We start from the raw sequence: 22,188 nt of genomic DNA, 5'->3' as shown, positions 1-22,188 counted from the left end.
AAAACGGCGCCATTATGGCAAATGCCGGACCTCAATACCGGGAGTTTCAGCGTTGTTTCATGCGGTCAATCACCACCGCCAGCAACAGGATCGAACCCCGGATCACATACTGGTAAAACGTGTCGATGTTCTTCAGGTTCATCGCGTTCTCGATGATCGCCAGGATCAACACCCCCGCGATCACATGGCGGATCATCCCCACCCCGCCGCTCAGCGACACCCCGCCCAGCACGCACGCCGAGATCACCGTCAGCTCGAAGCCCTGGCCGATCATCGGTTGGCCCGAGGTCATGCGCGAAGCGAGGATCACCCCGGCCAACGCGCCGATCAGGCCGTGTACGGCGAAGATCAGGATCTTGGTGCGGTCCACGTTCACCCCGGCGAGCAACGCCGCTTCCGGGTTGCCGCCGATGGCCATGGTGTTGCGTCCGTAGGTGGTGTAGTTGAGCAGCCAGCCGAAAAACACGAAGCACACAATCGTGATCAGGATCGGCACCGGCACGCCCAGCAACTGGCCGTTGCCGAAGATAAAGAACTGTTCCTGGGACACGCCCACCGCCTTGCCGTCGGCAAAGATATACGCCAGGCCGCGCACGATCTGCATGGTCGCCAGGGTGGTGATCAGTGCGTTGACCCGCAGCTTGGCGATCACGATGCCGTTGATCAGCCCGACGATCAGGCCCATCAGCAGCGCCGCGCCGATGCCCAGCAGGACGCTGTCGGTGTCGCGCATCACGATCGCCGCCACCACCCCGGCGCAGGCGATCACCGAGCCCACTGACAGGTCGAAGTGCCCGGATGCCAGGCAGAACAGCATGGTGCACGCGGCGATGCCCACGGTGGAAATCGCCAGGCCCAGCCCGCGCATGTTCAACGGCGAGAGGAAGTTGTCGATCAGTAAGGCGCACAGCAGAAAAATCCCCAGCGCCGCCAGCAGCATCGCCCAATTGTCCAGCAGCGCACGCGTATCGAGGGGTTTGCGTGCCGTCGCCAGCAGCTTGTGTTGAGTGGTCATGGTCGTCTCTCAGTTCGCCAGGCCGCGCGGCAACGCCAGCTGCAGCAGGTTGGATTCAGTGGCGTGGGCGCGGGTCTGTTCGCCGCGCATCGCGCCTTCACACAGCACCAGGATGCGGTCGGAAATGCCCATCACTTCCATCAGGTCGCTGGACACCACGATCACCGCAATGCCGCTGGCCGCCAGGTTATGGATGATCTGGTAGATTTCGGCCTTGGCGCCGATGTCGATGCCGCGCGTGGGTTCGTCGAGCAGCAACACCTTCATTGGCATCGACAGCCAGCGGCCCAGAATCGCCTTCTGCTGATTGCCGCCGGACAGGTAGAGGATTTTCTGCTCGGCGTTCGGCGTCTTGACCTTCATCGCAGTGATTTGCCGCTCGGCGTTGCCCTTTTCCCAGCCGTCGCGCAGCAGCCAGCCGAAGCGCGAATGGGCGCCGCGCGCGCTGATGTTGATGTTCTCCGCGACGCTGGACAGCGGAATGATGCCCTCCTTCTTGCGGTCCTCGGGGCACAGCAGTACGCCGGCGGCGATGGCGTCGCGGGGCGAGCGCAGTTGCAGCGGCTGACCACACAGCTCCAGGCTGCCGGCGCTGGCGCGCTCCAAGCCGCTGAGCAGGCGAAACAGCTCGGTACGCCCGGCGCCCACCAGCCCGAACAGGCCAAGAATCTCGCCCTTGCGCACCTCGAAACTGACCGGCTCACGCACGCCGGGGCCGAGCAGGCCCTTGACCTTGAGCGCCACGTCACCGTGCTCGCGCGGGCGGTAATCGTAGATGTCCTGGATATCGCGGCCGACCATGCACGTCACCAACTGGTCGTGGGTCAGCGTGCTCATGTCGTCAAAGGTGCACACGTAGCGGCCGTCCTTGAACACCGTGACCGCGTTGCAGATGCGGAACACTTCTTCCATGCGATGGGACACGTAGAGCACCACTTTGCCCTCGTCGCGCAGGCGCGTGATGATCGCCATCAAGCGGTCGATCTCCCGCGCCGACAGGCTGCTGGTGGGTTCGTCGAAGGCGATCACATGGGCGCCACGGGACAAGGCCTTGGCGATTTCCACCAGTTGCCGCTGGCCGAGGGACAGGCGCCCAAGCTTTTCATCCGGGTCGATTTCATCCGCCAGGCCCTTGAGGCACGCCAGCGCCTGTTGGCGCAGCAGCCGGCGATTGACCACACCGAAACGCGTCGGCAAGTGCCCGAGGAACAGGTTCTCGGCGACGCTCATGTCCGGCACCAGATGCAGCTCCTGATGGATCACTGCAACACCGCTGGCGATGCTGTCGGCGGCGCATTTGAACGCCATGGTCTGCGCGCCGATCTGCACGCTGCCGCTGCTCGGAATGTAGGCGCCGCCGAGGATCTTCAGCAGCGTCGACTTGCCCGCGCCGTTCTCGCCCATCAACGCGTGTACCTGCCCCGGCTGGGCGCTGAAGCTGATGCCATCCAGCGCCTTGACCCCGGGAAAGGTTTTGCCGATGCCGTCAAAACGCAGCGCTGCTGCGCTCATTTCCACAGCCCGATTTTGCTCAGTTCTTCCTGGAAGTTGGCGCGGGTGATCAGCGTCACTTCGTCCATCGCCGTGTACTTCGGCGGCTCCTTACCGGTGGTGACCCACTCGTACATCATCAACGCGGTGTTGTAGCCCTCGATGTGCGGGCTGGGCAGCATCGAGCCGAAGAAACCACTGTTGGCTTTCTTCAATTCGCCGATGGCGTCGGTGCCGTTGATGCCGATGCCGATCACGTTGGCAGCGGCAAAGCCGGCGCTTTCGGTGGCACGTACGCCGCCGAGCACGGTGTTGTCGTTCATGCCGCCGATGATCAGGTTTTTCGCGCCGCTGGGCAGCTTGACCAGCGCCGAGTTGGTGGCGTCCATGCTGCCCGGCACGTCGAGGGTTTTGAGCGCGGCGGTGAGGATGTGGTCCTTGGGAATGCCGGCTTCTTCGAGGGATTTGATCGAACCGTCGGTGCGTTTCTTGCCGGTATCGAGTTCGTTGAAGGTGTTGATCACCGCGTAGGTGTCCTTCCAATCCCACCCGCGATTTTTCGCCTCGGCGGCCATCGCCGCGCCCTGCTTCTGACCGACTTCAAACGCGGCCATGCCCAGGTACGGCACGTCTTCCATGAAATTGCCCTTGGCATCGACGAAGCGATCATCCACGGCCATGACTTTCAAACCATTGACCTTGGCCTTGGCAACAATAGCCGGACCCAGGGACACGTCCGGCGGGCAGATCACAAAACCCTTGGCGCCGTTGGCGGCCAGGCTGTCGATGGCCGAGAGGGTCTTCTCGCCATCGGGCACGGCGATCTTGATCACGGTGAAACCATGTTCCTTGCCGGCTTTTTCGGCGAAGGCCCATTCGGTCTGGAACCAGGGTTCTTCGGCTTGCTTGACCAGGAAGCCGATTTTCACGGCTTCAGCGGCCAGCGACAGCCCGCTCAAGCCGATGGCCGAGACCGCCACAGCGGCGCAGCACAAGGAACGGATAGCACGACGACGATTCATACGGTTGACTCCTTATTGTTGTTGTTTTTTGTAGGAGCGAGCTTGCTCGCTCCTACAGTGAAGCGGTGCAGCGTTTAGGCGGCGAAAACCCGTAGAGCTTTAGTGAGTGCTGATGCAGGCGAAATATAAACCCATCGTTTAAGCTATCTCAATATATAAATTTACATCCCATATATTGATCAAGAGCACAAAAAAGCCGGTCATCGATAACCGGTTTTTCGAGGCGTATCAGCCCTGGGCGAAATCCCGTAGCGCATCGCCTTCCATGCGATAGCGCACCCACTCCTCCTGCGGCTGGGCGCCGATGGATTTGTAGAAGGCAATCGCCGGCTCGTTCCAATCCAGCACGCTCCACTCGAAGCGACCGCAACCGTTATCGCAGGCGATCCTGGCCAGGTGGCGCAACAGCTTCTTGCCCGCCCCGCCGCCGCGTTGTTCCGGGTTGATGTAGAGGTCTTCGAGGTACAGGCAGTTGCTGCCCAGCCAGGTGGAATAGCTGAAAAAGAACACCGCGAAACCGATCGGCAAACCGTCCCGCGAACAGATCAGGCCATGGGCGGTGGCGCCCTCGCTGAACAGGCTGCGCTCGATGTCCGCCACGCTGGCGATCACTTCGTGGCGGGCCTTTTCGTACTCGGCGAGTTCGGTGATGAAAGTCAGGATCTGCGCAGCATCACTGGGCACGGCGGGGCGAATCTCGATGGTCATGGGCGAGCCTTGGGACAATTTCAAAGCACACATACTAAGGCGCTTTCATGACTGATTGCAGTGCAATTTCGCCGGCCGTTCAGTTACTCCGGCCAAAATTCCGTTGATTCAACTGCGACCGTTCGTCGCCATCAAGGCACGAACCCGAAACGAGGGCTGACCAATAGTAGGTAAGGACATCAATCATAAGGAGACACCCCCATGAACCCTTCCAAGCTTGCCGCCCTCGCCCTCACCGGTCTGTTGTCTGCCGCGTCACTGAGCGCCTTTGCGGCTACCTCGTCCACCGGCAAGACCGATCCCGTCGGCAGCCCGCCAAGCCCCGCCACCCAGGAATCCCAGGACTCGATGGGCACCGGCCTCGATACCAATGGCGGCGCGATCATCGATAACGGCGCCGACCCACGCACCCGAGGCAACGACACCCAGCGCCAGGCGCCGGCTGCCGTGGGTAACGGCAAAATGGGCCCGGCTATCAATCAGCCCAATATCAACAAGGGCGACGATTCCAACATCCCGGGCGCACCGAAACAGCCTGCGCCTTGATGCCTCGAACCGCCGGTCACTTCCCAGTGAACCGCTCGGGTTTATTCACCGAGTAAGGCGTTGACTTCGGCGGTGCCTGGGGACGTCGCCGGCCCCCAGCGGGTGACCGCCAATGCCGCCGCCGCATTCGCTCGCCGTGCGGCGACGGCAGGCGCCAGACCACTGGCCAGTCCGGCAATGAACACCCCGGCATGCGCATCCCCCGCGCCATTGCTGTCCACCGCCTGCACCTTGAAGCCCGGCACATGCTCGATCTCGCCCGCACGCCCTACCCAGCAACCATTCGGCCCGTCGCGCACCACCCGCAGCGTTTGCGCGGGCAGGTGGCGACTGAGCGCGGTCAACGCGCTGGCGATATCCGTCGCACCGGTGAACGCCAGGGCTTCGGGGGCATTGCTGGTCCAGATGTCGATACGCGGCAACAACGCGCGCATCAAGGCTGAGTCCGGCGCCTTGACCAGCGGGCCGGGGTCGAACACCACGGTGATTGCTCGCGGCAGTGCCAGCAGCCAGTCGAGCAGAGCTTGCGCTTTGCCCTCCAGCAACAGGCTGTAGCCGCTGACGTACACGTAGTCGTCCGCTCGTGGCGCGACCTGTGCCAAGTCCTCGGCGCTCAATTCACCTTCAGCGCCGATATGGGAAATGAACGTGCGCTCGGTGCTGGCCTCGGTCAGCGATACGCATAAACCGGTGTCCTTGTGCCCACTCACAGGCTGGGCAATTTCCACGCCTTCGGCCTGCATCGCCGCACGGGCCAGGTCGCCGAAACGCCCATTGCCGTGACGGCCCAGGTAGACCGCCGGCAGCTCGTTGCGCTGCGCGGCGGCCATCACGTTAAAGCCACCGCCGGCCTCGAAGCTGGCCGATTGCGCCAGCACGTCGCCGCCCGTGGCAGGCAAGGTATCGAGGGCCATGACCAGGTCGACGATGACTTGGCCGGTGTGCAGCAATCTAGACATTGGGGCTCTCGACTAACGCCGCACGGCGGTCAGTCGCGCCGCCGAGTACGGCATAAATCCCACCGGCCAGCAGGAAAGTGACGATCCAGCCCAGGCCGTTATGGCCCAGCCAGGAGTCGGACAACGGCCCGGCGAACCAGATATTTTCGCCAGTGGTGCCGATGGTGGTGAAACTGAAACCCAGCACGATCGCCACGGCCCAGGCGCCGAATGCACGCCATTCCACGCCGCCGCGGTACCAATAGGCACTGCTGGGGCTGACGTCCAGCAGGTCCTTGGGGCTGTAGTAATGACGATGGATCAGGTCAACCACGAAGATCCCCACCCATGCCGTGATCGGCACCGCCAGCAACGAAATGAAGGTGATGAACGGACCGTAGAAACTGTCGGCGATCAGCATGAAATAGATGGAACCGGCGAAGATCGCCACGATGTCGACGATCACCGCATGCACACGCTTGACCTTGAGGCCCAGGGTCAAGGTGGTGAGACCGGCCGAGTACACCGACAGGTTGTTCGACAGCAGCAGCCCACCGAACGCGGTGATCAGGTACGGCACGGCCATCCAGGTCGGCAGCATGTCGCGGATGGCGATGATCGGGTCGGTGGCCGAAGCCAGGTCGTTGTTGCCCACCGACAGCAGGCCGCCGAGGGTGATCAGCAACACCAGCGGGATGCCCGCACCGAATGCGGCGGAGGCCACCAGGCGCACGGCCTTGACGCTGCGGTGCTGGTAGCGCGACATGTCGGCGCCGGCGTTGGCCCAGCCGATGCCGGTACCGGCGGCCATGGTGCCGACGCCGATGATCATGGCGCTCAGCGGTGCCGGGGTGGCGTTGAACACCGCGCTCCAGTCGATGGTGGCGCAGAGGAAACCGCCCACCAGGATATTCAAGCCGCCAAACACATAGGTGGCCCACTTCTGGATCACCAGCAAGGTCGCATGGCCCAGGCCGGAAACGGCCAGGGTCAGCAGCACAAAAATGCCGATGAAGATGAGGGTGAGCAACGGTGCGCTTTTCGCCTCGACCGCAGAACCGAACAGGATCGAACAGAGCGACAACAGCACGAAGGCGGCCGTGGTGGTGTTGACGGTTTCCCAGCCCAGGCGCGACATCAGCGACACCAGGGTCGGGCCGATATTGCCGCGCACGCCGAAGATCGCACGGGACAGGGTCAGGCTCGGCGCACGGCCACGCCGACCGGCGATGGAAATAATGCCCACCACCGCGAAGGAGCCGGCGGCCCCGAGGATTGCGACGATGATCGCCTGCCAGATCGCCAAGCCACGAAACGCCACCAGCGTCGCGCCGAGCGGCAAGCCGAGGATGCTGATATTGGCCGCAAACCAGACCCAGAACAGCTGCTGGGGATGGCCGTTGCACTCGCCTTCGGGGACCGGTTCGATACCGCGTGTTTCCAATTGCCCGGCGCTTTGGCCGGAAGAAGTGGTGCTCATGGGGGCTCCTGGTGCCTGTATTGTTGTGGTTATGGCAGAAAGCCAAGGCTTTGGCCGGTCATCCTGACTCAATGAATCACTCCAGGGTTATCGCAACGCGAGCAGCCCCTGGACCAGCACCTGCAACTCCAGGCCATTGACGGCCTTGACCTGTTCGATCAGTGCCTGCGGCCAGCACTGCATGCCCAGGCATGCACCCAGCATGGCGCCGAGGATCGCCGCGATGGTGTCGGTGTCGCCGCCAAGGCTGGCGGCCAGGCACAGGGCTTCGAAGGCATTCAACGCACCCACGGCCACTTGCTGGGCCAGGGCAAACGACACCACCACCGATTCCTGGGAAGCGACGGACGTGCCGATCAATTCATAGAGCAGGTCGGCAAACAATGCCTTGTCGCCGCTGCCGACGCTCAAGGTCCGCGCCCAACTGATGCGGGTGGAAATACGCCCACCGGCAATCCAGTGCCCGTGGCTTTGCGCCTGCTGGGCGATCTGCGTACCGATGTTCAAGGCTTCGCCCAGGTCTGCGCCGTTGATCCCGGCCGACACCACCGCCGCCACCGCCGCCGCGCTGGAGATGCCCAGTGTGGTGTTGTGGGTGACCTGACACGCCTGGATCACCGCCTGGATGAATGACTCGGGATCGCTGACATCGGCCGCGATCCCCACCGGCGTAATGCGCATGGCCGCGCCATTGGTGGTGCCGTAGCGCCCGGACTCTTGCGGGGTATGGCCGGCGAGGATCATATCGATCGCACGCTTGGTGGACGGACCGAGCAGATCCTGGGAGCCCTTGGCGCGCATCACCGCTTCCCACTCGATCAGGCGCCGGGCAAGCACGATCGGCTCGATCTTACCCTGGCCTGCCACCAGCAACTCGCCGACCAGGATCGCCTGCTCGGTGTCATCGGTGATGGAACCGGCCAGCATGTTGGGTGCGATGGGCTGGTCGGCGTCTGCATCTTCCAGGCCCGTGATGGTCCCGAAGCGAGCCCTCACCTGCTCGCGGCTCAAGGACTGAGTGGGCATGCCCAGGGCATCGCCCAAGGCCAGGCCGTAGAAGGCACCCAGCGCACGATTTTGCGCGGTCATTTTGAAGTTCCGAACTGGAGATGCAGACGAAAGTGCAGCGGGTCGAGCAAGCTTTCGACGTACTCCATGAAACGCCCGCGCCGGTCATAAGTGGTGCGCGAGGCTTTGAGAAACACAGTGCCCGCCGGACGGCCCAGCAGCTCAGCATCTTCAGCGCTGAGGGGCTCGGCGCCGATCCATTGGTCCCCTTCGGCACCGATGTAACCGTAGGCGGCCAGGGTAATGGTCAGGGAATTGTCGATCAGGCCGACGCGGGGCAAGCCTTCCAGGGCGCCGGACGCGGGCATCAGCGAACGCTCCAGGGACACGGCCGTGCCGTCGGCGGTACGCCGGAGGCGATCAAGGGCAATGAATTGGTCGCTGCCGAAACGGCTGAGCAGGTCTGGGCGGGTGACCGCCTCAAAGCGCAGGATATCGGTGATCACCAGCGCGCCGGTATCGGCCAGGGCCTGGGCCCAACCGCTGCGTTGGTCGAGCACCATGCCGTCAAAGGTGACGATGGAACCGACACCGCTCTGGGTGGCAATGTAATTACGGCGTTTGAGCTCGGCGAGGGCTTCGCGCAGCGTGCCGCGACTGACCGCAAACTCCTCGGCCAGTTGATGCTCGCCCGGCAGCAGGAAACCGTCGGCCATCACTCCACCTTCGATACGGCGGATGAGCTCGTCGACGACGCGTTTTTTCTTATCAAATCGCACATGTCTAATCATGTACAAATTGATAACTGAAAGCCCTCGATCACAGCAAGCGAATTATTTCAGACAGATGAAAAAACAGCCTCAGGGCTCCAGGCCAATCGGGAAAAACTCCCCGTCGCTCCACACGCCCAGCCAGTTCTGCCCGTTAATCGGACGGCTCACCGCCAGCGCCACCAATTGGTAGAACGCGTTGCGATGCACGAGGGCTTCGAGGTTGGTGCGTACCCGTAGATAGGGCGCGGGTTCCTGCGTAACAGGGTCGATGACCACCCGCAGCGGATGTTCGAGGCCCGCGTCGATCTGCTCATCGACATTGGTGGTAAAGCGCAGCACCTGCTGCTCGCCCTGACCTTGCACGTCCAGGGTGAGCGCCACGAACGGCGCATCATCGACGCGGATGCCGACTTTTTCCACGGGGGTGATCAGGAAGTAATCATCGCCATCGCGGCGGATGATGTTGGAGAACAACTTGACCATGGGCTTACGCCCGATCGGCGTGCCCTGGTAGAACCAGGTGCCATCACGGGCAATGCGCATGTCGATGTCGCCGCAGAATTCCGGGTTCCACAGATGCACTGGCGCCGGTCCCTTGCCTTTGGGCAGTTGAGCCAACAGATCGTTGGCCTTGGCGGAATCGGTCATGGGGTTCTCCCTTTTTACGTACGTGCCTTACTGGTCGCTCATACCCAGCAAACCTCGTGCGTACTGCGCCAGGGGGCGGGCAATCAGATCTTCAGGCTTGTTGTCGTGGAACGTCAGTAAACCGCCACGACTGCGAATGCGTGCAGTATCAATCAAATACTGAGTGCTGGTCTCGATCAACATGATCTGGATAACACCGCTGTCCAGACCGACGCGGTCAAGGGCCTGCTGGTCGGTCCACTCGTCGGCGTTACCGATACGGTCATCCGCCTTGGCAAAACGGCAGTACAACAGGTAATGAGCACCGGCGGCCCGGGCTTCGGCCATCGCTTGTTCCAGGCCTTCGGGCTGACGGGCACGACGCACCATGGGGAAATATTCGACGAAACCGTTGAACGCTTCCTCGGCCACCACGTTCGGGCGCGGATAAGCGCTGCCCGGCGGCACGAAGGCGCCTTGGGCAATAAAGATAAAGGAGTCCGGCTGCACCCGAATCGACGCAGTGCGACGGGTATCGCTGTGGTCCAGCAACCCGGCGTCGCTCATCTGATAGCGGGTGCCTTCGGCCATATCGCTGACGGTCATGCAACCACTCAGCGTCAACGACGCCAGCAACAAAACCAGACTACGCATCCTAATCCTCCAAAAGCCGGTGACGGAAAACCGGCGAATGGGCACGAGATGCAGGTTCTGCGCCAGCTTGCAGCACTAGCCGCCGATGATCTTCATGACCGTGGCGCCACCGGAGAAGGCTACTTCCTGTTTGTCGCCAAGGGCCTTCACCAACAGGCCCTGCAAGGCCGGTAGCGCCTGGTGACGCGGTTTGTCGAGCAAGTCGCCGACGTAGTGACGGTTACTCGACGACAGACAGCCATGGAGCCAACCGGTGGACGACAAACGCAGTCGCGAACAGGTACGGCAGAACGGCACGCTTTCATTGGCGATCACCCCAAAGAAGCCTTTGTCCGGCACTTCGTAGCGCACCGCCGTGGCGTCGACCGGCGCATCGGCCTGCAGGTACTCATGATGTTCGCCGATCAGGTCGAGCAATTGCTGCAGACTGACAAATTGCTGCAGGAACGCGTTGGAATCCTTGGCCAGATGGCCCATGCGCATCAACTCGATAAAACGCAGCTCGTAGCCACGCTCCAGGCAGTAGTCGAGCAGCGGTATCACCTGGTCCAGATTCTGGCCACGCAACGGCACCATATTGACTTTGATTTTGATCCCGGCAGCGCGCGCCTGATCCATACCATCAAGGACGGTGGCCAGGTCGCCACCCCGGGCGATGCTGCGGAAGGCGTCAGCATTCAGGGTGTCGAGGGAGACGTTGATGCGGCGAATCCCGGCGTCTACCAGCAGCGGCAGTTTACGCGCCAGCAATTGGCCGTTAGTGGTCAGGCTGATATCACTGAGGCCCATCCCCCCCACGGCGCCCATGAAGGCTTCCAGTTTGGGACTGACCAACGGCTCGCCGCCGGTGATGCGCAGGCGCTCGATACCAGCGGCTTCGATTAAATAAGCCACGCCACGAGCCATGGCCTCGGCCGAGAGTTCGTCCTGGGCAGCCACCAGCCGCTTGCCGTTTGGCACGCAGTAGGTACACGCGTAATTGCAGGCTGAGGTCAGGCTGATCCGCAAATTGCGAAAACGCCTGCCTTGACGATCAACGATCATGGATCACTCCGGCAGAGGACGATTCGGGCAGGCTGAAAGCTGACTTATAAATCAGCTTTTAGCAAGATCCTTGCCTGAGTATATTCCTGGGATATTACGACGGGCAGCAAATAATCAGGTGGCAGGCGTTTCGACAGGCGCCTGTGGCAACTCAGTGCTGTGCTTGCGTTTGTTGCCCATGCGCACACCAATATCCATCAGAAACTGGAAGAAGCCTTCCTGATCTTCCAGCACATTGCTCCAGAACGGCGAGTGGTAGAGGGCCACCGCGCCATGCACCAACGCCCAGGCGGCGCAGTAGTGGAAATACGGCGGTACGTCTTCAAGCTTGCCTTCGCTGATGCGGCCCTTGATCAGCAGGGTCAGGCGTTCGAAGTTCGAGGCGCGGATCTTGTGCAATTCCTCGACCATTTCCGGCACCTGATGGCCCTTGACCACCTTCTCTTCCAGGCGGTCGAACAGCCGGTAGCGCTGTGGGTCACGCATGCGGAACTCGAAGTAGGCGCGAGACAGGGCTTCCTTGTCCTTGTCCACATCGGCCGAATGCAGCAGTTCGTTCAAGTCACGCTCGTAGTCGAGCATCAGGCGCAGGTAGATCTCGGCCTTGGACTTGAAGTGTTTGTAGATCGTGCCTTTGCCGATACCCACGGCATCCGCAATCATCTCGACGGTAACGCTGTCTTCACCCTGTTCGAGGAACAATTTGAGTGCGGTGTCGAGAATTTCCTGCTCACGGCGGCGAAACTCACGGACCTTACGGGGTTCTTTGTGCATGAGGAAGAGGTCTGCAGAGGTCGGTATAGGGAGGGTTACGCAGAGCCACGGATACGTGACGATACGATTTACCCGATTCGAGGGATTATCGCGACTGATCGGTCGTTGAGCAATGTCTATGTGAACTGGCGAGGCACTTTAGTTTCAATACGCCAACGTTTCCATTGAAACCAGTCAGAAATAATACGCAACAACTTCGGTCGTGCGCCCACCTAATGAGAACTCAAGCGAAGCGGGCGTATTCCAAATCTGTTTAAAAACCGAACACTGGCGACTGGACTGAATGGGATACTGATCAATACTTGAACTGTCGGCGTGACATCTCCCCCAAGTGAAGCGCCGACCTGGGTACCGACGGACTGAGTGCCCTTGTTTACTCCTAATGGTCTTAGCCCGGATTCCCCCCCCAGAACCCGGGTTTTTTTTGCCTGGGTTTTGAGCCGTCTCGTTAAACGACGTGGGCCAAGGGGAACAGGCGCTTGAAGTTCTCGGTGGTCTGCTCGGCGAAACGCTCGTAAGACTCACCGCGCAGCATGGCCAGGTAATCCGCCACATCACGCACATATTCCGGCAGGTTGGGCTTGCCGCGATGGGGAATGGGCGCCAGGTAAGGCGAATCGGTTTCCACCAGCAGGCGGTCGGCCGGCACCTGGCGTGCCACATCGCGCAAGGCATCGGCATTGCGGAAGGTGACGATGCCCGACAGGGAAATATAGAAGCCCAGGTCCAGGGCGGCTTTGGCCATGTCCCAGTCTTCGGTAAAACAATGCAGCACGCCGGCCTGGGGCAGCGCGGCCTCGCGCAGCAGCGTCAGGGTGTCGGCGCGGGCGCCGCGGGTGTGGACGATCACCGGTTTTCCGGTGTGCTGGGCAGCCTGCAAATGCAGGCGGAAAGAGGCCTGCTGCAACTCGGCAGCTTCCGGCTCGTAGTGGTAATCCAGTCCGGTTTCGCCAATCGCCACGACGCGGGGGTGATCGAGTTCGTTCAGCAGCCAGTCAAGGGCCGGGGCTTCGCCGGGCTTGAGGTCCAGCGGGTGGACACCCACCGAGCAATCCACATCGGCATAACGCTCGGCCAGGGCTTTGACGTCACCCGCATTATCGGCGCTGACGCCGATACACAAGAAATGCCCTACCCCACGCTCGCGTGCGGCGTCGAGAGCAGCATCAAGGGAGCCGCCGTGCTGGGCAAGGTCGAGGCGATCAAGGTGGCAATGGGAATCTACGAGCATAAGAGGTTACAACTTGAGTCACGGTAAGGGTCTGGCCAACGATACACCCGTCGGCCACCGAAATTAACGACGGCCGAGCAAACCGACCCACTGCACCAGCAGCGCTTCGAGCAACAGCACACGGTTGAGGTTGGCCTTGCCGAGCACTTTCTGGCGCTGGGCGAGGATCCAGTCCTGAATAGCGAGGACCTTGTCCTGGGCACTTTTCTGCGCCAGGTACTGCACGACCTTGCGCATGTCCGACAGGCCCAGGCCGCTTTCGTCCTGGGTCAACTGGTAGCGAAGGATCAGGCTTGACCAGTCGCAGAACCAGTCAAACAACAGCAGCAGGGGAATGTCTTTCCAGGCGGTCTCGGCCAGTTGGGTGGCCGAGAGCTCCTGCTTGAGCAGTTTCTTCACGCCATCCACTACCAGCGCCCGTTGCTCGCGCACGCCCTGGGCCTGCAGTTTCACCGCCGCAAGGGGGGAACCCGCAGCCAGGGTCAGCAACTCGATGCGTTCGTCCTCGGCGCAATCCGGCAACGCTTTCGCCAGCCATTGCAGGCTCATTGCTTCGCTCGGCAATGGGCAAGCCTGCTGCACGCAGCGACTGCGAATCGTCGGCAACAGGCGGCTGGACTGATGGCTGACCAGCAACAGCACCGTGTCGCCGGACGGTTCTTCCAGGCTCTTGAGCAAGGCGTTGGCGGCGTTGATGTTCATTGCTTCCACCGGCTCGATCAGCACCACCTTGCGCCCGCCCATCTGCGCGGTCTGCACCACGAAGCTGACGAGGTCACGCACCTGGTCGACCTTGATCGCCTTGTCGGCTTCTTCAGGTTCCAGCAGATAGTTGTCCGGGTGACTGCCGGCCTTGAGCAACAGGCAGGATTTACACTCGCCGCAGGCTTCCAGGTTGATCGGCTGTTTGCACAATAGACTGGCCATCAGGCGTTCGGCGAGTGCGCGTTTGCCGATCCCCACCGGCCCATGCAGCAAATAGGCATGGGCGTGCTGGGCACGACCGGCCAGTTGCTGCCAGAGGCTGTCCTGCCACGGATAGGCTTCAGCCACGGGCGCGCTCCAGCAGGTCTGGCAGCAACGCATCGATGGCTTGCTGCACCTGGGCCAGCGGCTGGGCGGCGTCCAGCAGGTAATAACGTGCAGGTTCAGCCTTGGCACGCTTGAGGAACGCGGTGCGCACCGCATCGAAAAATGCTCGCCCCTCCAGCTCGAAGCGGTCCAGGCGGCCACGGGCGCTGGCACGCGCCAGACCCACTTCCACCGGCAGATCGAACACCAAGGTCAGGTCGGGGCGTAAATCGCCCTGCACAAAGGTTTCCAGGGTAGCAATACGCTCCAGGGACAACCCCCGGCCACCGCCCTGGTAGGCGTAGGTGGAATCTTGTTTTGGAATGGACAGAAATGGAAACAAAAGAATATACTCAGCTAAGAAAAAAATGTAAACAAACTAAAAATACGTTACGGATCAGGGACTTAACTATAATGAAGACAGTCATAGGGCTTGCAGCGAAGGCTCGGTCGGGCAAGGATACAGCTGCAAAGCTCTTGCTTGAACATGCCAATGTCGCCGCCTATGCCCTCGCAGACCCACTCAAGCAAGGCTGCCAAGTTCTCTTTAATCTGTCAGATGCCCAGGCGTGGGATGATAACTTAAAGGAGATGAAGGTGGAGGCCTGGGGCTTATCACCGCGTGAATTCTTCCAGCGCGTGGGCACTGAGTGGATGAGAGGGCATAGTCCTGTTCACTGGCTGATGCGCGCTGATCGAGAAATCAATGTCCCGCAGGTCGCCCGCGCCCTGGAGCCATCGCAGCTCAATCGTCTCGACCTCCCTTTCATCCTCGCTGCAAAGGCCTTCTTCAACCTCCGTGACCACCAGTGTTGGGACGAGAACCTAAAGAACCAGAAAGACGCGTTTTGGGATATGTCTCCGTACGAAATGATTGCGCTCGTTAAAGCCAAAGCACTCGCTGACTTTCCAGATTTTGCCGACAGGCGAAATGCGATGCCGCCGCAATCGATCAACGAGATGGCATTCTTCATAAAGCCAAACTTAGATACTGAAAACAAAAACATCATCATTATCAAAGATATTCGATTTGAAAATGAAGCTGCCTATATCAGAGATATGGGCGGAAAGATCTGGCATATCGTTCGAAACAACGCGGAGTCTGTCAACCAACACTCGTCAGAATTAGGGATAGAAATCCAACCAAGCGATGTTGTTATTCCAAATAACGGAACTATCGAAGAATACAAGACAGCTCTGACTGTCGCATGGGAAACATTGTCCCACCCCCATTCGAAAAAGAGTTAAACATGGATCATCTTTATCAGCCTAAAGAGGCCATCCATGATGTTGTGCTCAGTTCAGACAATTATAACGTAGAGTGCCTATACCAAGGCCATTCGTTTTATAGCCGATCAAAAGCTATTTGCCTAGCGCTGCATTTGACGTTTATTAAGTACTGTCCAACTCGCAGCAGGATAACTGCAAGTTCTTTGCGCAGAGCGATCTGGATGTTTTTTAGCTTCTGTAGCGAGTACAACCTACGTAACCCGGCTGGCCTGCGAATTATACAAATTACTGACCTCAGCGCCGAAGTTTACAAACAGTTTGAAGGCTACCTGCTTCAGAATGACGAGCGACTGGAATATGCAGCTCGATTAAAAGCTGCGCTTAAAAGCGTCTCATCTTTAACTGAAGCGATTCCTGATCTACTGCTCCCATTCGCGACAAGAGCTGCCACTCAGGCTCGAGTGCCGTTCAGTGATGAAACTGAGCAAATGTTGGCAGATGCATTTACTTCGAGCATCGACAAACTCTATGAGAAAATCGAATTTCGGAACTTGGTTAATGATGCCGTAGCGTATACCTATGAAGAAATCATTGAGGAAATGACCCTTACACGCAAGTCGATTTTTCAGTGGATTCAACATTTGCTGGACAATGAAATAAAACTCGACTGGAGAGCCTTACACCTAAAACTGTCAAAGTCGACTGACCCGGAACTACAAAACATCGCCACCCTTTCGAACTGGCGGGATGTAATTTTGCAAGCTTATGAAGACAGGGGCGATGAGTACGTCTTCCAGAACCCCAGAAATCCCTTTCACCGGGGTAATACGTCTAACTTTGAGCCCGACCCAGTACGGGCAGTTAAAACGATCATCGATAGCGGCTACCCGTTCGAGATGACCTTGGAGGAGATCGGTACTAAATACGCCGTCGCTGCTCTTTTCTCCATGGATCGCTGCGAAGATGCTCTGCAGCTGATCATGTATAGGTTGCGAAACCCATACACCCCGCCAGGGATGGCCGTTCCGCTGAAGTGGGAACACTTGCTGGAGATGTACTATCCAACGATGCAGGACATGTCCTGTCTTGTGCAGTTCATCATGCTTCAAACCAACTGGAACAAAGAGGCAGTGCTCGCTGTAGATCCTGACAATTTCGAGCACGCTTTGACCGGCGCGATGAACGAAAAACACGTCATGATTCAGACAGAGAAAAACCGAAGCCAAGGTATCGGCAAGCCTTACTACGCCCCTAAAGAGATTGTGGCTGTAAGCACGACCTCCGATATGTATTCAGCGAGAAACCTAGTGTCGCTGGCTGTGAAGCTTTCTGAGCCTCTTGCAGGGCGTGACTTTGACTACGTCCGGCACGGGATGACCAGCAGTGACTATAACCCGGCGTTTTTATGCATGCGTTTCTACCCTGATTGGGTCAATAAAGGTGGGCGTCATACCTCATCTTCCAATGAGAAGGCGTTCCAGCAGGGAAACAAGCAATTTTTGAAGCAGTATCCAATCTACGACGAGTTTGGGGAGCGTCTGACGGGAGGTAAGGATCTCACATGGCGGCTACGACCTACGTGGGTGAAGCGCCGGAAAGAAATGACTGGCAGTTCGCATGGCTTACTAGCAATGTTCCTTGGACACGCCAGTACCGTGACAACTGACATCCACTACGACAACTCTGCTTTAGCCCAACAGGAACGATACGATCGGTTAGAGTCTGAGCTAGAAGCAATTATCAAGCTGATGCGCGCAGGTAAGTTCGAAGGAATGCTCGGTATTCCGCCCCAAGAAGCCGCTACCCAGCTTCCTCTCAAGATCTTCCACATTCCGGGGATGGAAAAGCCACTTTGGGGCTGCGCCAATCAGTACAAACCCACTTGGCTGGGGGCAGCTCGACACGTAGAACCAGGAAAAAGGTGCTACGTCATCAGCCAATGCACATTTTGTTCCCAGTGCATCATTTTTGAAGACTCGCTCCCATATTTGATTGAGCGTCGCATCCACGTGGTCGAGATTATCGATGATCAGCCTCCTACCGCGTCTGACTACAGCAGCAATCACGAACTCGAACTGGCAAAGATTGAATCAATTTTCGAACGCTGGGATGACGAACAGGCAATCCGAGAAGCGTCACGGTATCAGCGTCGTAAAACCCCACTCCTCCCTCGGGATCTGAATTTTCTCCAAGTGATCCTAGAAGAAGAGGACAGGCAGAATGAAGAATAAACTTGATGATGCGACCCAAGCCGCGCTCGACACTCTTGCTGAAGACATGGACATCGATTTTTCCGAGGATATGCAGGATGCTGCTGAACAAGAGATTGAGCAACTTTTGCTTGAAACTGGCGGTGAAGCCCGCCAAATCGAAAGCACTTTATTGAAAAAGCTGGAGCTCTACCCTGAGGGTAACTTTCCGGTTTCCGCTTACTCTTTATATAGCGACAGTAGCTGGATCATCTTCAAGGACAAGGACGGCACCGTAACTCGCGTCACATTTGATGACATGTCGGAACATGCGATTTCAACTAAAAAATCTATAATTTACCACCTCATACCTGATTACGCGCCTTTTGCGGGTATCCGCTCCTACACAACAACTTTGGGTCATGCTCGCAATTTTCGCAGACTCGTAAATTACGTATTGATTGACAACCATCTGTCTGGCGACCTGGAGTCATTGTCATTTATTACGCCTAGGCTTTTAAATGACGCTCTCGACCGGGCAAAAGAAGTACCCCAGTTCACGCATTACCACTATCTTTTTTTGCACATCCGTTTCTGGATCGCATTGAGTGCACAAAAGCTAATCCCGGAAGAAAATCGTTTAGCTGTATCGGCGACGTCAGTAGACACCCCAGAACGACGAAAGGACGTTATTCGGCATTTTACCGGCTCGCTGGCGACTTGGGCGCCATATAATGAAAGCGATCTCAAAAAACTCGTTGAACACGCGCTTTTCTGGACTGAGAAAGCCATGCCGCGAGTTCGTGAGGCGTCCGATTACCTGTTATCCCGCAACTTTGTCACCAGCAATTACAAAACGATATCCCGGGTCGTCGAAGACCTAGAGCTTGAGAAAAATCTAGATGTTGTAGTTGAAGGTATCCGAATAGTAGAGATTAAAAAAAACAAGCGTGACTATGAGACCGTCTTTTGGAACTATTCATGGATTAGCAGCTTTCAGCGCTCCCTGACCTCCATTCGCAATGCACTTTACATACTGGTCGCCCTAGTCACTGGACTGCGCGTAAGCGAGTTAGAGGCGCTCAAATTTGAACACGTCATAGAAACGAGGAACGGACGCTTCAAATTACAGGTTACCCGATATAAAACCAGTCAAGATCCTAACTACAACGGAGACATTAGCTTCATACCGCTCCCCAAATTCGTCGGCCAAAAGCTCAAAGAATTTAAGAGTCTTCGCGACGATCTTGATCAAAAACGAGAAGGCTTTATATTCCAATCCGTGCTTGGCAGGAGAAAAGTCGTCCGCCAAGGATCTGTCAAAATCGAGAACATCACCAAAAAACTCCAAGAAGAACTTGGAATAGATCGAATCCACACTCATCGCTTCCGGAAAACGATTGCCGAAATATTGATCAATCGTAACGAACGCAATGTTGATATTATTAGACTCTTATTCGGACACGCTAGTTATGCGATGACGCTAAGGTACATCGGCCGCAATCCTTACATCGTTCAAAGCGTGGCGAAAGCAATTGAAGAAAATTATATTCAAGAGTTTACCGACATCATAACGCAGGTTAAGCACTCAACCTCCTCTGGCGATAATGCTCGCCGTTTGGTAGACAAGATTGCTGCCCGTCCGGATGCGTTCACCGGACAAAACTTGAAAGTTACGGTCTTCACTTATGTGACCCACTTGCTATCTTCTGGTGAACCTTTGTTCATCCACCGGACGGCCATGGGCACCTACTGTGTTAGTACAGAGATGTACTCCTCACCCGACCTGCCCCCCTGCTTGGCACACTACAAAACTGTGGTTAAAGGTGCGCTGCCAGAGCCTTCCAGCTGTGATACCTCATGCCCACATGCGCTTATTGTTAACAAAGCGGCCAAGGCCTTGGAAGATAACACGAACTTTTATCAAGACATGTTGATTCGGGCAGGCGACACGCTTTCCGAAACGTCCAAGGCGATGCTCCGTAAAAAAGTTTTGGATAACACTAGGCACCTCGAAACTCTGAAGACTAACGAGCAGTATAAAATTATTCCATCCATGGATATTCACGCATGAGTAGCCAAGCCACCCGTGACAAACTAATAAGTATTATCAAAGAGCACCAGCTCAGTCACGGCCAGACCAAGCTTCCTGTCCTAAAGCTCGCGGAACTAGCGGGTATTAGTCGGCAGGCGTTCAACCGGTATTACGACGATTTGAAGGCTTATTCAACCGGGAAAGAATCGATCGCTAAACTGCTTGTCGACGACAATGCCTCGCTGAGTGAAATAATCGAAAATAACGAGGCCCGCATTTACCGGCTGGAGCAGGAGATCGCATCAATCAATGCAGCGCATCAGGCTGAGCTCGAATCCGTGATTTTGAATCATACTACGACTTTGATGAACAACGACATCATAGCATTCAACGCTAACCAGTTGTCGTCTACGCTCACCAATCAAAGCAATCACAATGCTTTCATGAGAAAGCGGCTAACAGAACTTGAAGTTACTAATGCGAAGTTAACGATTGACGCAGTTACCGCTTCCAGCGCATCCTCATCGGCATTTTCTGAAAAATCGGACAAGAACTTCATCACATTCGACCTAGATCTCACGCTCGCGAAAAAGTCTTATGCGCTCTCCAAAAACTTCTCAACCTACGAAGATGCGAAAGATCTAGCTATTACGAAGGCTATAAGTGATATCAGAAAATTTCCGACACCCGAGAGTCTTGACATCATCTTTTTCCAAGATAAATACATTTCCGACTTCAGTCTCTTTTGCTCTAGATTATCGCCTAGGCATGATCGCACGCTGATAATTGTACGGCTACCTATCTACAGTCGAGAAGAAATACAAATAATACTTAAGGACATGCACCCACTCGCATCGGTAGCTATTCATGTTCCGCACAGCTCGTCTGACGCCATAATTTCGGCAAAACGGAAGTTTAGTTTCAGAGATATTCCCGAAGAAGAGCTTCAAGATGCAGACTCCGCAAAGACCCCGCTCATCACTTGGGGATTTGAAAGCGTAGTAGTATCGAAAATCAGGCAGGGCGACTGATGATCAATTTTGACTTCAAACCGATTAGTTACTACAGCATTGACCTTGGAAAAGATGTTAACCATTACATTATGACTGCCAATTACAAGAACAAGTGCCTGATGTTAAGCATGGTTAACTTATACCTTTACGAGAAAACAAGGTCATCCGAGCAAACATCCAAAAGATACGTGACATTAATCACCAGCTTCTACAAATTTATTTCCCAGCTGTCAAGGTTTCGCGCTGTTAATCCAGGCGATTATCACTTTCATGTTATAAACGCAGATTTGCGAAAATGGCAAGTTTACCGTCAGACGCGCAGGGTTATGCTAAACAGCGTCCATCCTAGCTCAGATACCATCTACAAGGACGCATGTGTAGTTCTTCATTTTTTCAAGTGGTTGCATGACAAAAAAATCCCCACCGGCGTAATAATCACACTGAAAACTTGGGTCGCAAACTTCAAAGACCGCCGAATGTTGAGCTACATCCAAAAAAAATCCGAATCAGTTTTGGACACGAATTCTATCCGAGTGCTCGACCGAGAAGCGCGGCAGAAAAAACCCAAGCGCCTTATATCCAATCGGGACATTACGACCCTTCTCGACAGTTATCCAGACCAGATTTACAAAGTCTTGTTCAACTTTGCGCTGGCAACTGCCATGCGCCCCATGGAGCTTGTGAAATTTCCCTACATGGGCATTGGCAAAAACAGACACATCCTTCCATACAGCGAGATGAAAAAGGACGTTAAAACGGTTCAGTACGAGGTCTTCGGGAAAGGGGCTAAATTCAGGGACATCATAATTCCCGCCTACGCATTACAAATGCTAGACGAAAGCTACATTAAAACCGAATATGCAACGAGGGCAAAGCTGTATAAAAATAAATTTGGTAAGAAATGCCCGCTTTCCGCCCTGTTCCTGACCGCAGAAGGAGAACCAGTAACTGCGTCCATGATTTCAAACGCGACCAATTATGCTAAGCGCTTAGCTCGCGAGAAAGATTCTAGCTTCGTCTTGAGCAATATTTTCTACCATACACGCAAATGGTGGCCCACTCTCATGATGATACAACATCATAATGGCGAGGGTATTCTGGAAAAAAACGCTGAAGTTATGGATCTTGCGATAACTGAAGTTATCACCAACCAACTTGGTCATGAAAGTCCTGACACGACGTATCAACATTATCTTGTGCTAGGTCGATTCGTTGTGATGGCTCGAAAAGGTATTACTCATGAGCTCATTCATGAGAAGACCATTAATGTGCACGACGCTATTGCGGCTTATTCGTGACGCCCATTAGGTTGCGTGTGCTTGTTAGGACGCTGCCGTGC

General features: G+C 56.7%; 20 protein-coding genes and 1 pseudogene. 6 read left to right on the top strand and 15 right to left on the bottom strand.

The window, feature by feature from the left end; all coding sequences use genetic code 11:
• Positions 1-46: 46 nt before the first annotated feature.
• The 4 genes from araH to ACLH0J_RS11660 form a co-directional block, all read right to left on the bottom strand.
• Positions 47-1,015, bottom strand: coding sequence for an L-arabinose ABC transporter permease AraH (araH, locus tag ACLH0J_RS11675; RefSeq protein WP_078834509.1), 969 nt, complete (start codon positions 1,013-1,015; stop codon positions 47-49).
• A 9-nt stretch (positions 1,016-1,024) separates the two neighbouring features.
• Positions 1,025-2,527: an L-arabinose ABC transporter ATP-binding protein AraG gene (gene araG / locus ACLH0J_RS11670; protein ID WP_411389100.1), complete on the bottom strand. Its 1,503-nt coding sequence runs from the start codon at positions 2,525-2,527 to the stop codon at positions 1,025-1,027.
• On the bottom strand, positions 2,524-3,528 hold the full coding sequence (locus tag ACLH0J_RS11665; RefSeq protein ID WP_411389101.1) for a substrate-binding domain-containing protein: 1,005 nt from the start codon (positions 3,526-3,528) through the stop codon (positions 2,524-2,526). The genes araG and ACLH0J_RS11665 overlap by 4 nt, the downstream gene beginning before the upstream one ends.
• A gap of 228 nt (positions 3,529-3,756) precedes the next feature.
• On the bottom strand, positions 3,757-4,236 hold the full coding sequence (locus ACLH0J_RS11660) for an N-acetyltransferase family protein (protein WP_411392811.1): 480 nt from the start codon (positions 4,234-4,236) through the stop codon (positions 3,757-3,759).
• Positions 4,237-4,437: 201 nt separating this feature from the next.
• Between ACLH0J_RS11660 and ACLH0J_RS11655 the strand changes: the two genes are divergently transcribed.
• Complete coding sequence (locus ACLH0J_RS11655) at positions 4,438-4,782, top strand: hypothetical protein (protein WP_411392081.1); 345 nt, start codon at positions 4,438-4,440, stop codon at positions 4,780-4,782.
• Positions 4,783-4,823: 41 nt separating this feature from the next.
• Here ACLH0J_RS11655 and ACLH0J_RS11650 read toward each other — a convergent pair whose 3' ends face one another.
• The 11 genes and pseudogenes from ACLH0J_RS11650 to ACLH0J_RS11600 all read right to left on the bottom strand — a co-directional run.
• Entirely contained in the window at positions 4,824-5,741 is a 918-nt protein-coding gene (locus ACLH0J_RS11650) for a PfkB family carbohydrate kinase (protein ID WP_411392080.1), read from the bottom strand.
• Positions 5,734-7,200: a purine-cytosine permease family protein gene (locus ACLH0J_RS11645; RefSeq protein WP_411392079.1), complete on the bottom strand. Its 1,467-nt coding sequence runs from the start codon at positions 7,198-7,200 to the stop codon at positions 5,734-5,736. The genes ACLH0J_RS11650 and ACLH0J_RS11645 overlap by 8 nt, the downstream gene beginning before the upstream one ends.
• A gap of 87 nt (positions 7,201-7,287) precedes the next feature.
• Positions 7,288-8,289, bottom strand: a complete 1,002-nt coding sequence (locus ACLH0J_RS11640) for an ADP-ribosylglycohydrolase family protein (RefSeq protein WP_411392078.1) — start codon at positions 8,287-8,289, stop codon at positions 7,288-7,290.
• Positions 8,286-8,999: a GntR family transcriptional regulator gene (locus tag ACLH0J_RS11635; RefSeq protein ID WP_411392077.1), complete on the bottom strand. Its 714-nt coding sequence runs from the start codon at positions 8,997-8,999 to the stop codon at positions 8,286-8,288. Before ACLH0J_RS11635 ends, ACLH0J_RS11640 begins: the two co-directional genes overlap by 4 nt.
• 69 nt (positions 9,000-9,068) lie before the next feature.
• Positions 9,069-9,629, bottom strand: a complete 561-nt coding sequence (locus tag ACLH0J_RS11630; protein ID WP_411392076.1) for a DUF1285 domain-containing protein — start codon at positions 9,627-9,629, stop codon at positions 9,069-9,071.
• Positions 9,630-9,656: 27 nt separating this feature from the next.
• Positions 9,657-10,262 carry a DUF4823 domain-containing protein gene (locus ACLH0J_RS11625; RefSeq protein ID WP_411392075.1) on the bottom strand — a complete coding sequence of 202 codons (606 nt, stop codon included), beginning with the start codon at positions 10,260-10,262 and terminating at the stop codon, positions 9,657-9,659.
• 75 nt (positions 10,263-10,337) lie between these two features.
• Positions 10,338-11,306, bottom strand: a complete 969-nt coding sequence (locus ACLH0J_RS11620; RefSeq protein WP_411392074.1) for a GTP 3',8-cyclase MoaA — start codon at positions 11,304-11,306, stop codon at positions 10,338-10,340.
• A 114-nt stretch (positions 11,307-11,420) separates the two neighbouring features.
• Positions 11,421-12,080 carry a TetR/AcrR family transcriptional regulator gene (locus ACLH0J_RS11615; RefSeq protein ID WP_078834949.1) on the bottom strand — a complete coding sequence of 220 codons (660 nt, stop codon included), beginning with the start codon at positions 12,078-12,080 and terminating at the stop codon, positions 11,421-11,423.
• A 448-nt stretch (positions 12,081-12,528) separates the two neighbouring features.
• Positions 12,529-13,311: a TatD family hydrolase gene (locus ACLH0J_RS11610; protein WP_411392073.1), complete on the bottom strand. Its 783-nt coding sequence runs from the start codon at positions 13,309-13,311 to the stop codon at positions 12,529-12,531.
• Between the two features lie 63 nt (positions 13,312-13,374).
• A complete protein-coding gene (locus tag ACLH0J_RS11605; RefSeq protein ID WP_411392072.1) occupies positions 13,375-14,364 on the bottom strand; it encodes a DNA polymerase III subunit delta' in 990 nt (329 codons plus the stop codon).
• Positions 14,357-14,695, bottom strand: a pseudogene (locus tag ACLH0J_RS11600) (dTMP kinase); the annotation flags it as partial. The pseudogene ACLH0J_RS11600 and the gene ACLH0J_RS11605, both read right to left, overlap by 8 nt.
• 101 nt (positions 14,696-14,796) lie before the next feature.
• Here ACLH0J_RS11600 and ACLH0J_RS11595 point away from each other — a divergent pair.
• The 5 genes from ACLH0J_RS11595 to ACLH0J_RS11575 are packed head-to-tail and all read left to right on the top strand — an operon-like array spanning position 14,797 to position 22,147.
• Positions 14,797-15,630 (top strand): deoxynucleotide monophosphate kinase, encoded by an 834-nt coding sequence (locus tag ACLH0J_RS11595; RefSeq protein ID WP_124526714.1) that lies wholly within the window; start codon positions 14,797-14,799, stop codon positions 15,628-15,630.
• Positions 15,631-15,632: 2 nt separating this feature from the next.
• Positions 15,633-17,843 carry a hypothetical protein gene (locus ACLH0J_RS11590; protein ID WP_124526715.1) on the top strand — a complete coding sequence of 737 codons (2,211 nt, stop codon included), beginning with the start codon at positions 15,633-15,635 and terminating at the stop codon, positions 17,841-17,843.
• Positions 17,833-19,875, top strand: coding sequence for a site-specific integrase (locus tag ACLH0J_RS11585; RefSeq protein ID WP_124526716.1), 2,043 nt, complete (start codon positions 17,833-17,835; stop codon positions 19,873-19,875). The genes ACLH0J_RS11590 and ACLH0J_RS11585 overlap by 11 nt, the downstream gene beginning before the upstream one ends.
• Complete coding sequence (locus ACLH0J_RS11580; RefSeq protein ID WP_169899942.1) at positions 19,872-20,867, top strand: hypothetical protein; 996 nt, start codon at positions 19,872-19,874, stop codon at positions 20,865-20,867. The genes ACLH0J_RS11585 and ACLH0J_RS11580 overlap by 4 nt, the downstream gene beginning before the upstream one ends.
• A complete protein-coding gene (locus ACLH0J_RS11575; RefSeq protein ID WP_411392071.1) occupies positions 20,867-22,147 on the top strand; it encodes a hypothetical protein in 1,281 nt (426 codons plus the stop codon). The genes ACLH0J_RS11580 and ACLH0J_RS11575 overlap by 1 nt, the downstream gene beginning before the upstream one ends.
• Positions 22,148-22,188 lie beyond the last annotated feature (41 nt).

This window comes from Pseudomonas sp. MPB23 (genome assembly GCF_046605395.1).
Taxonomy (GTDB): Bacteria; Pseudomonadota; Gammaproteobacteria; order Pseudomonadales; family Pseudomonadaceae; genus Aquipseudomonas.
This window is presented reverse-complemented; position numbering and strand designations above follow the sequence as displayed.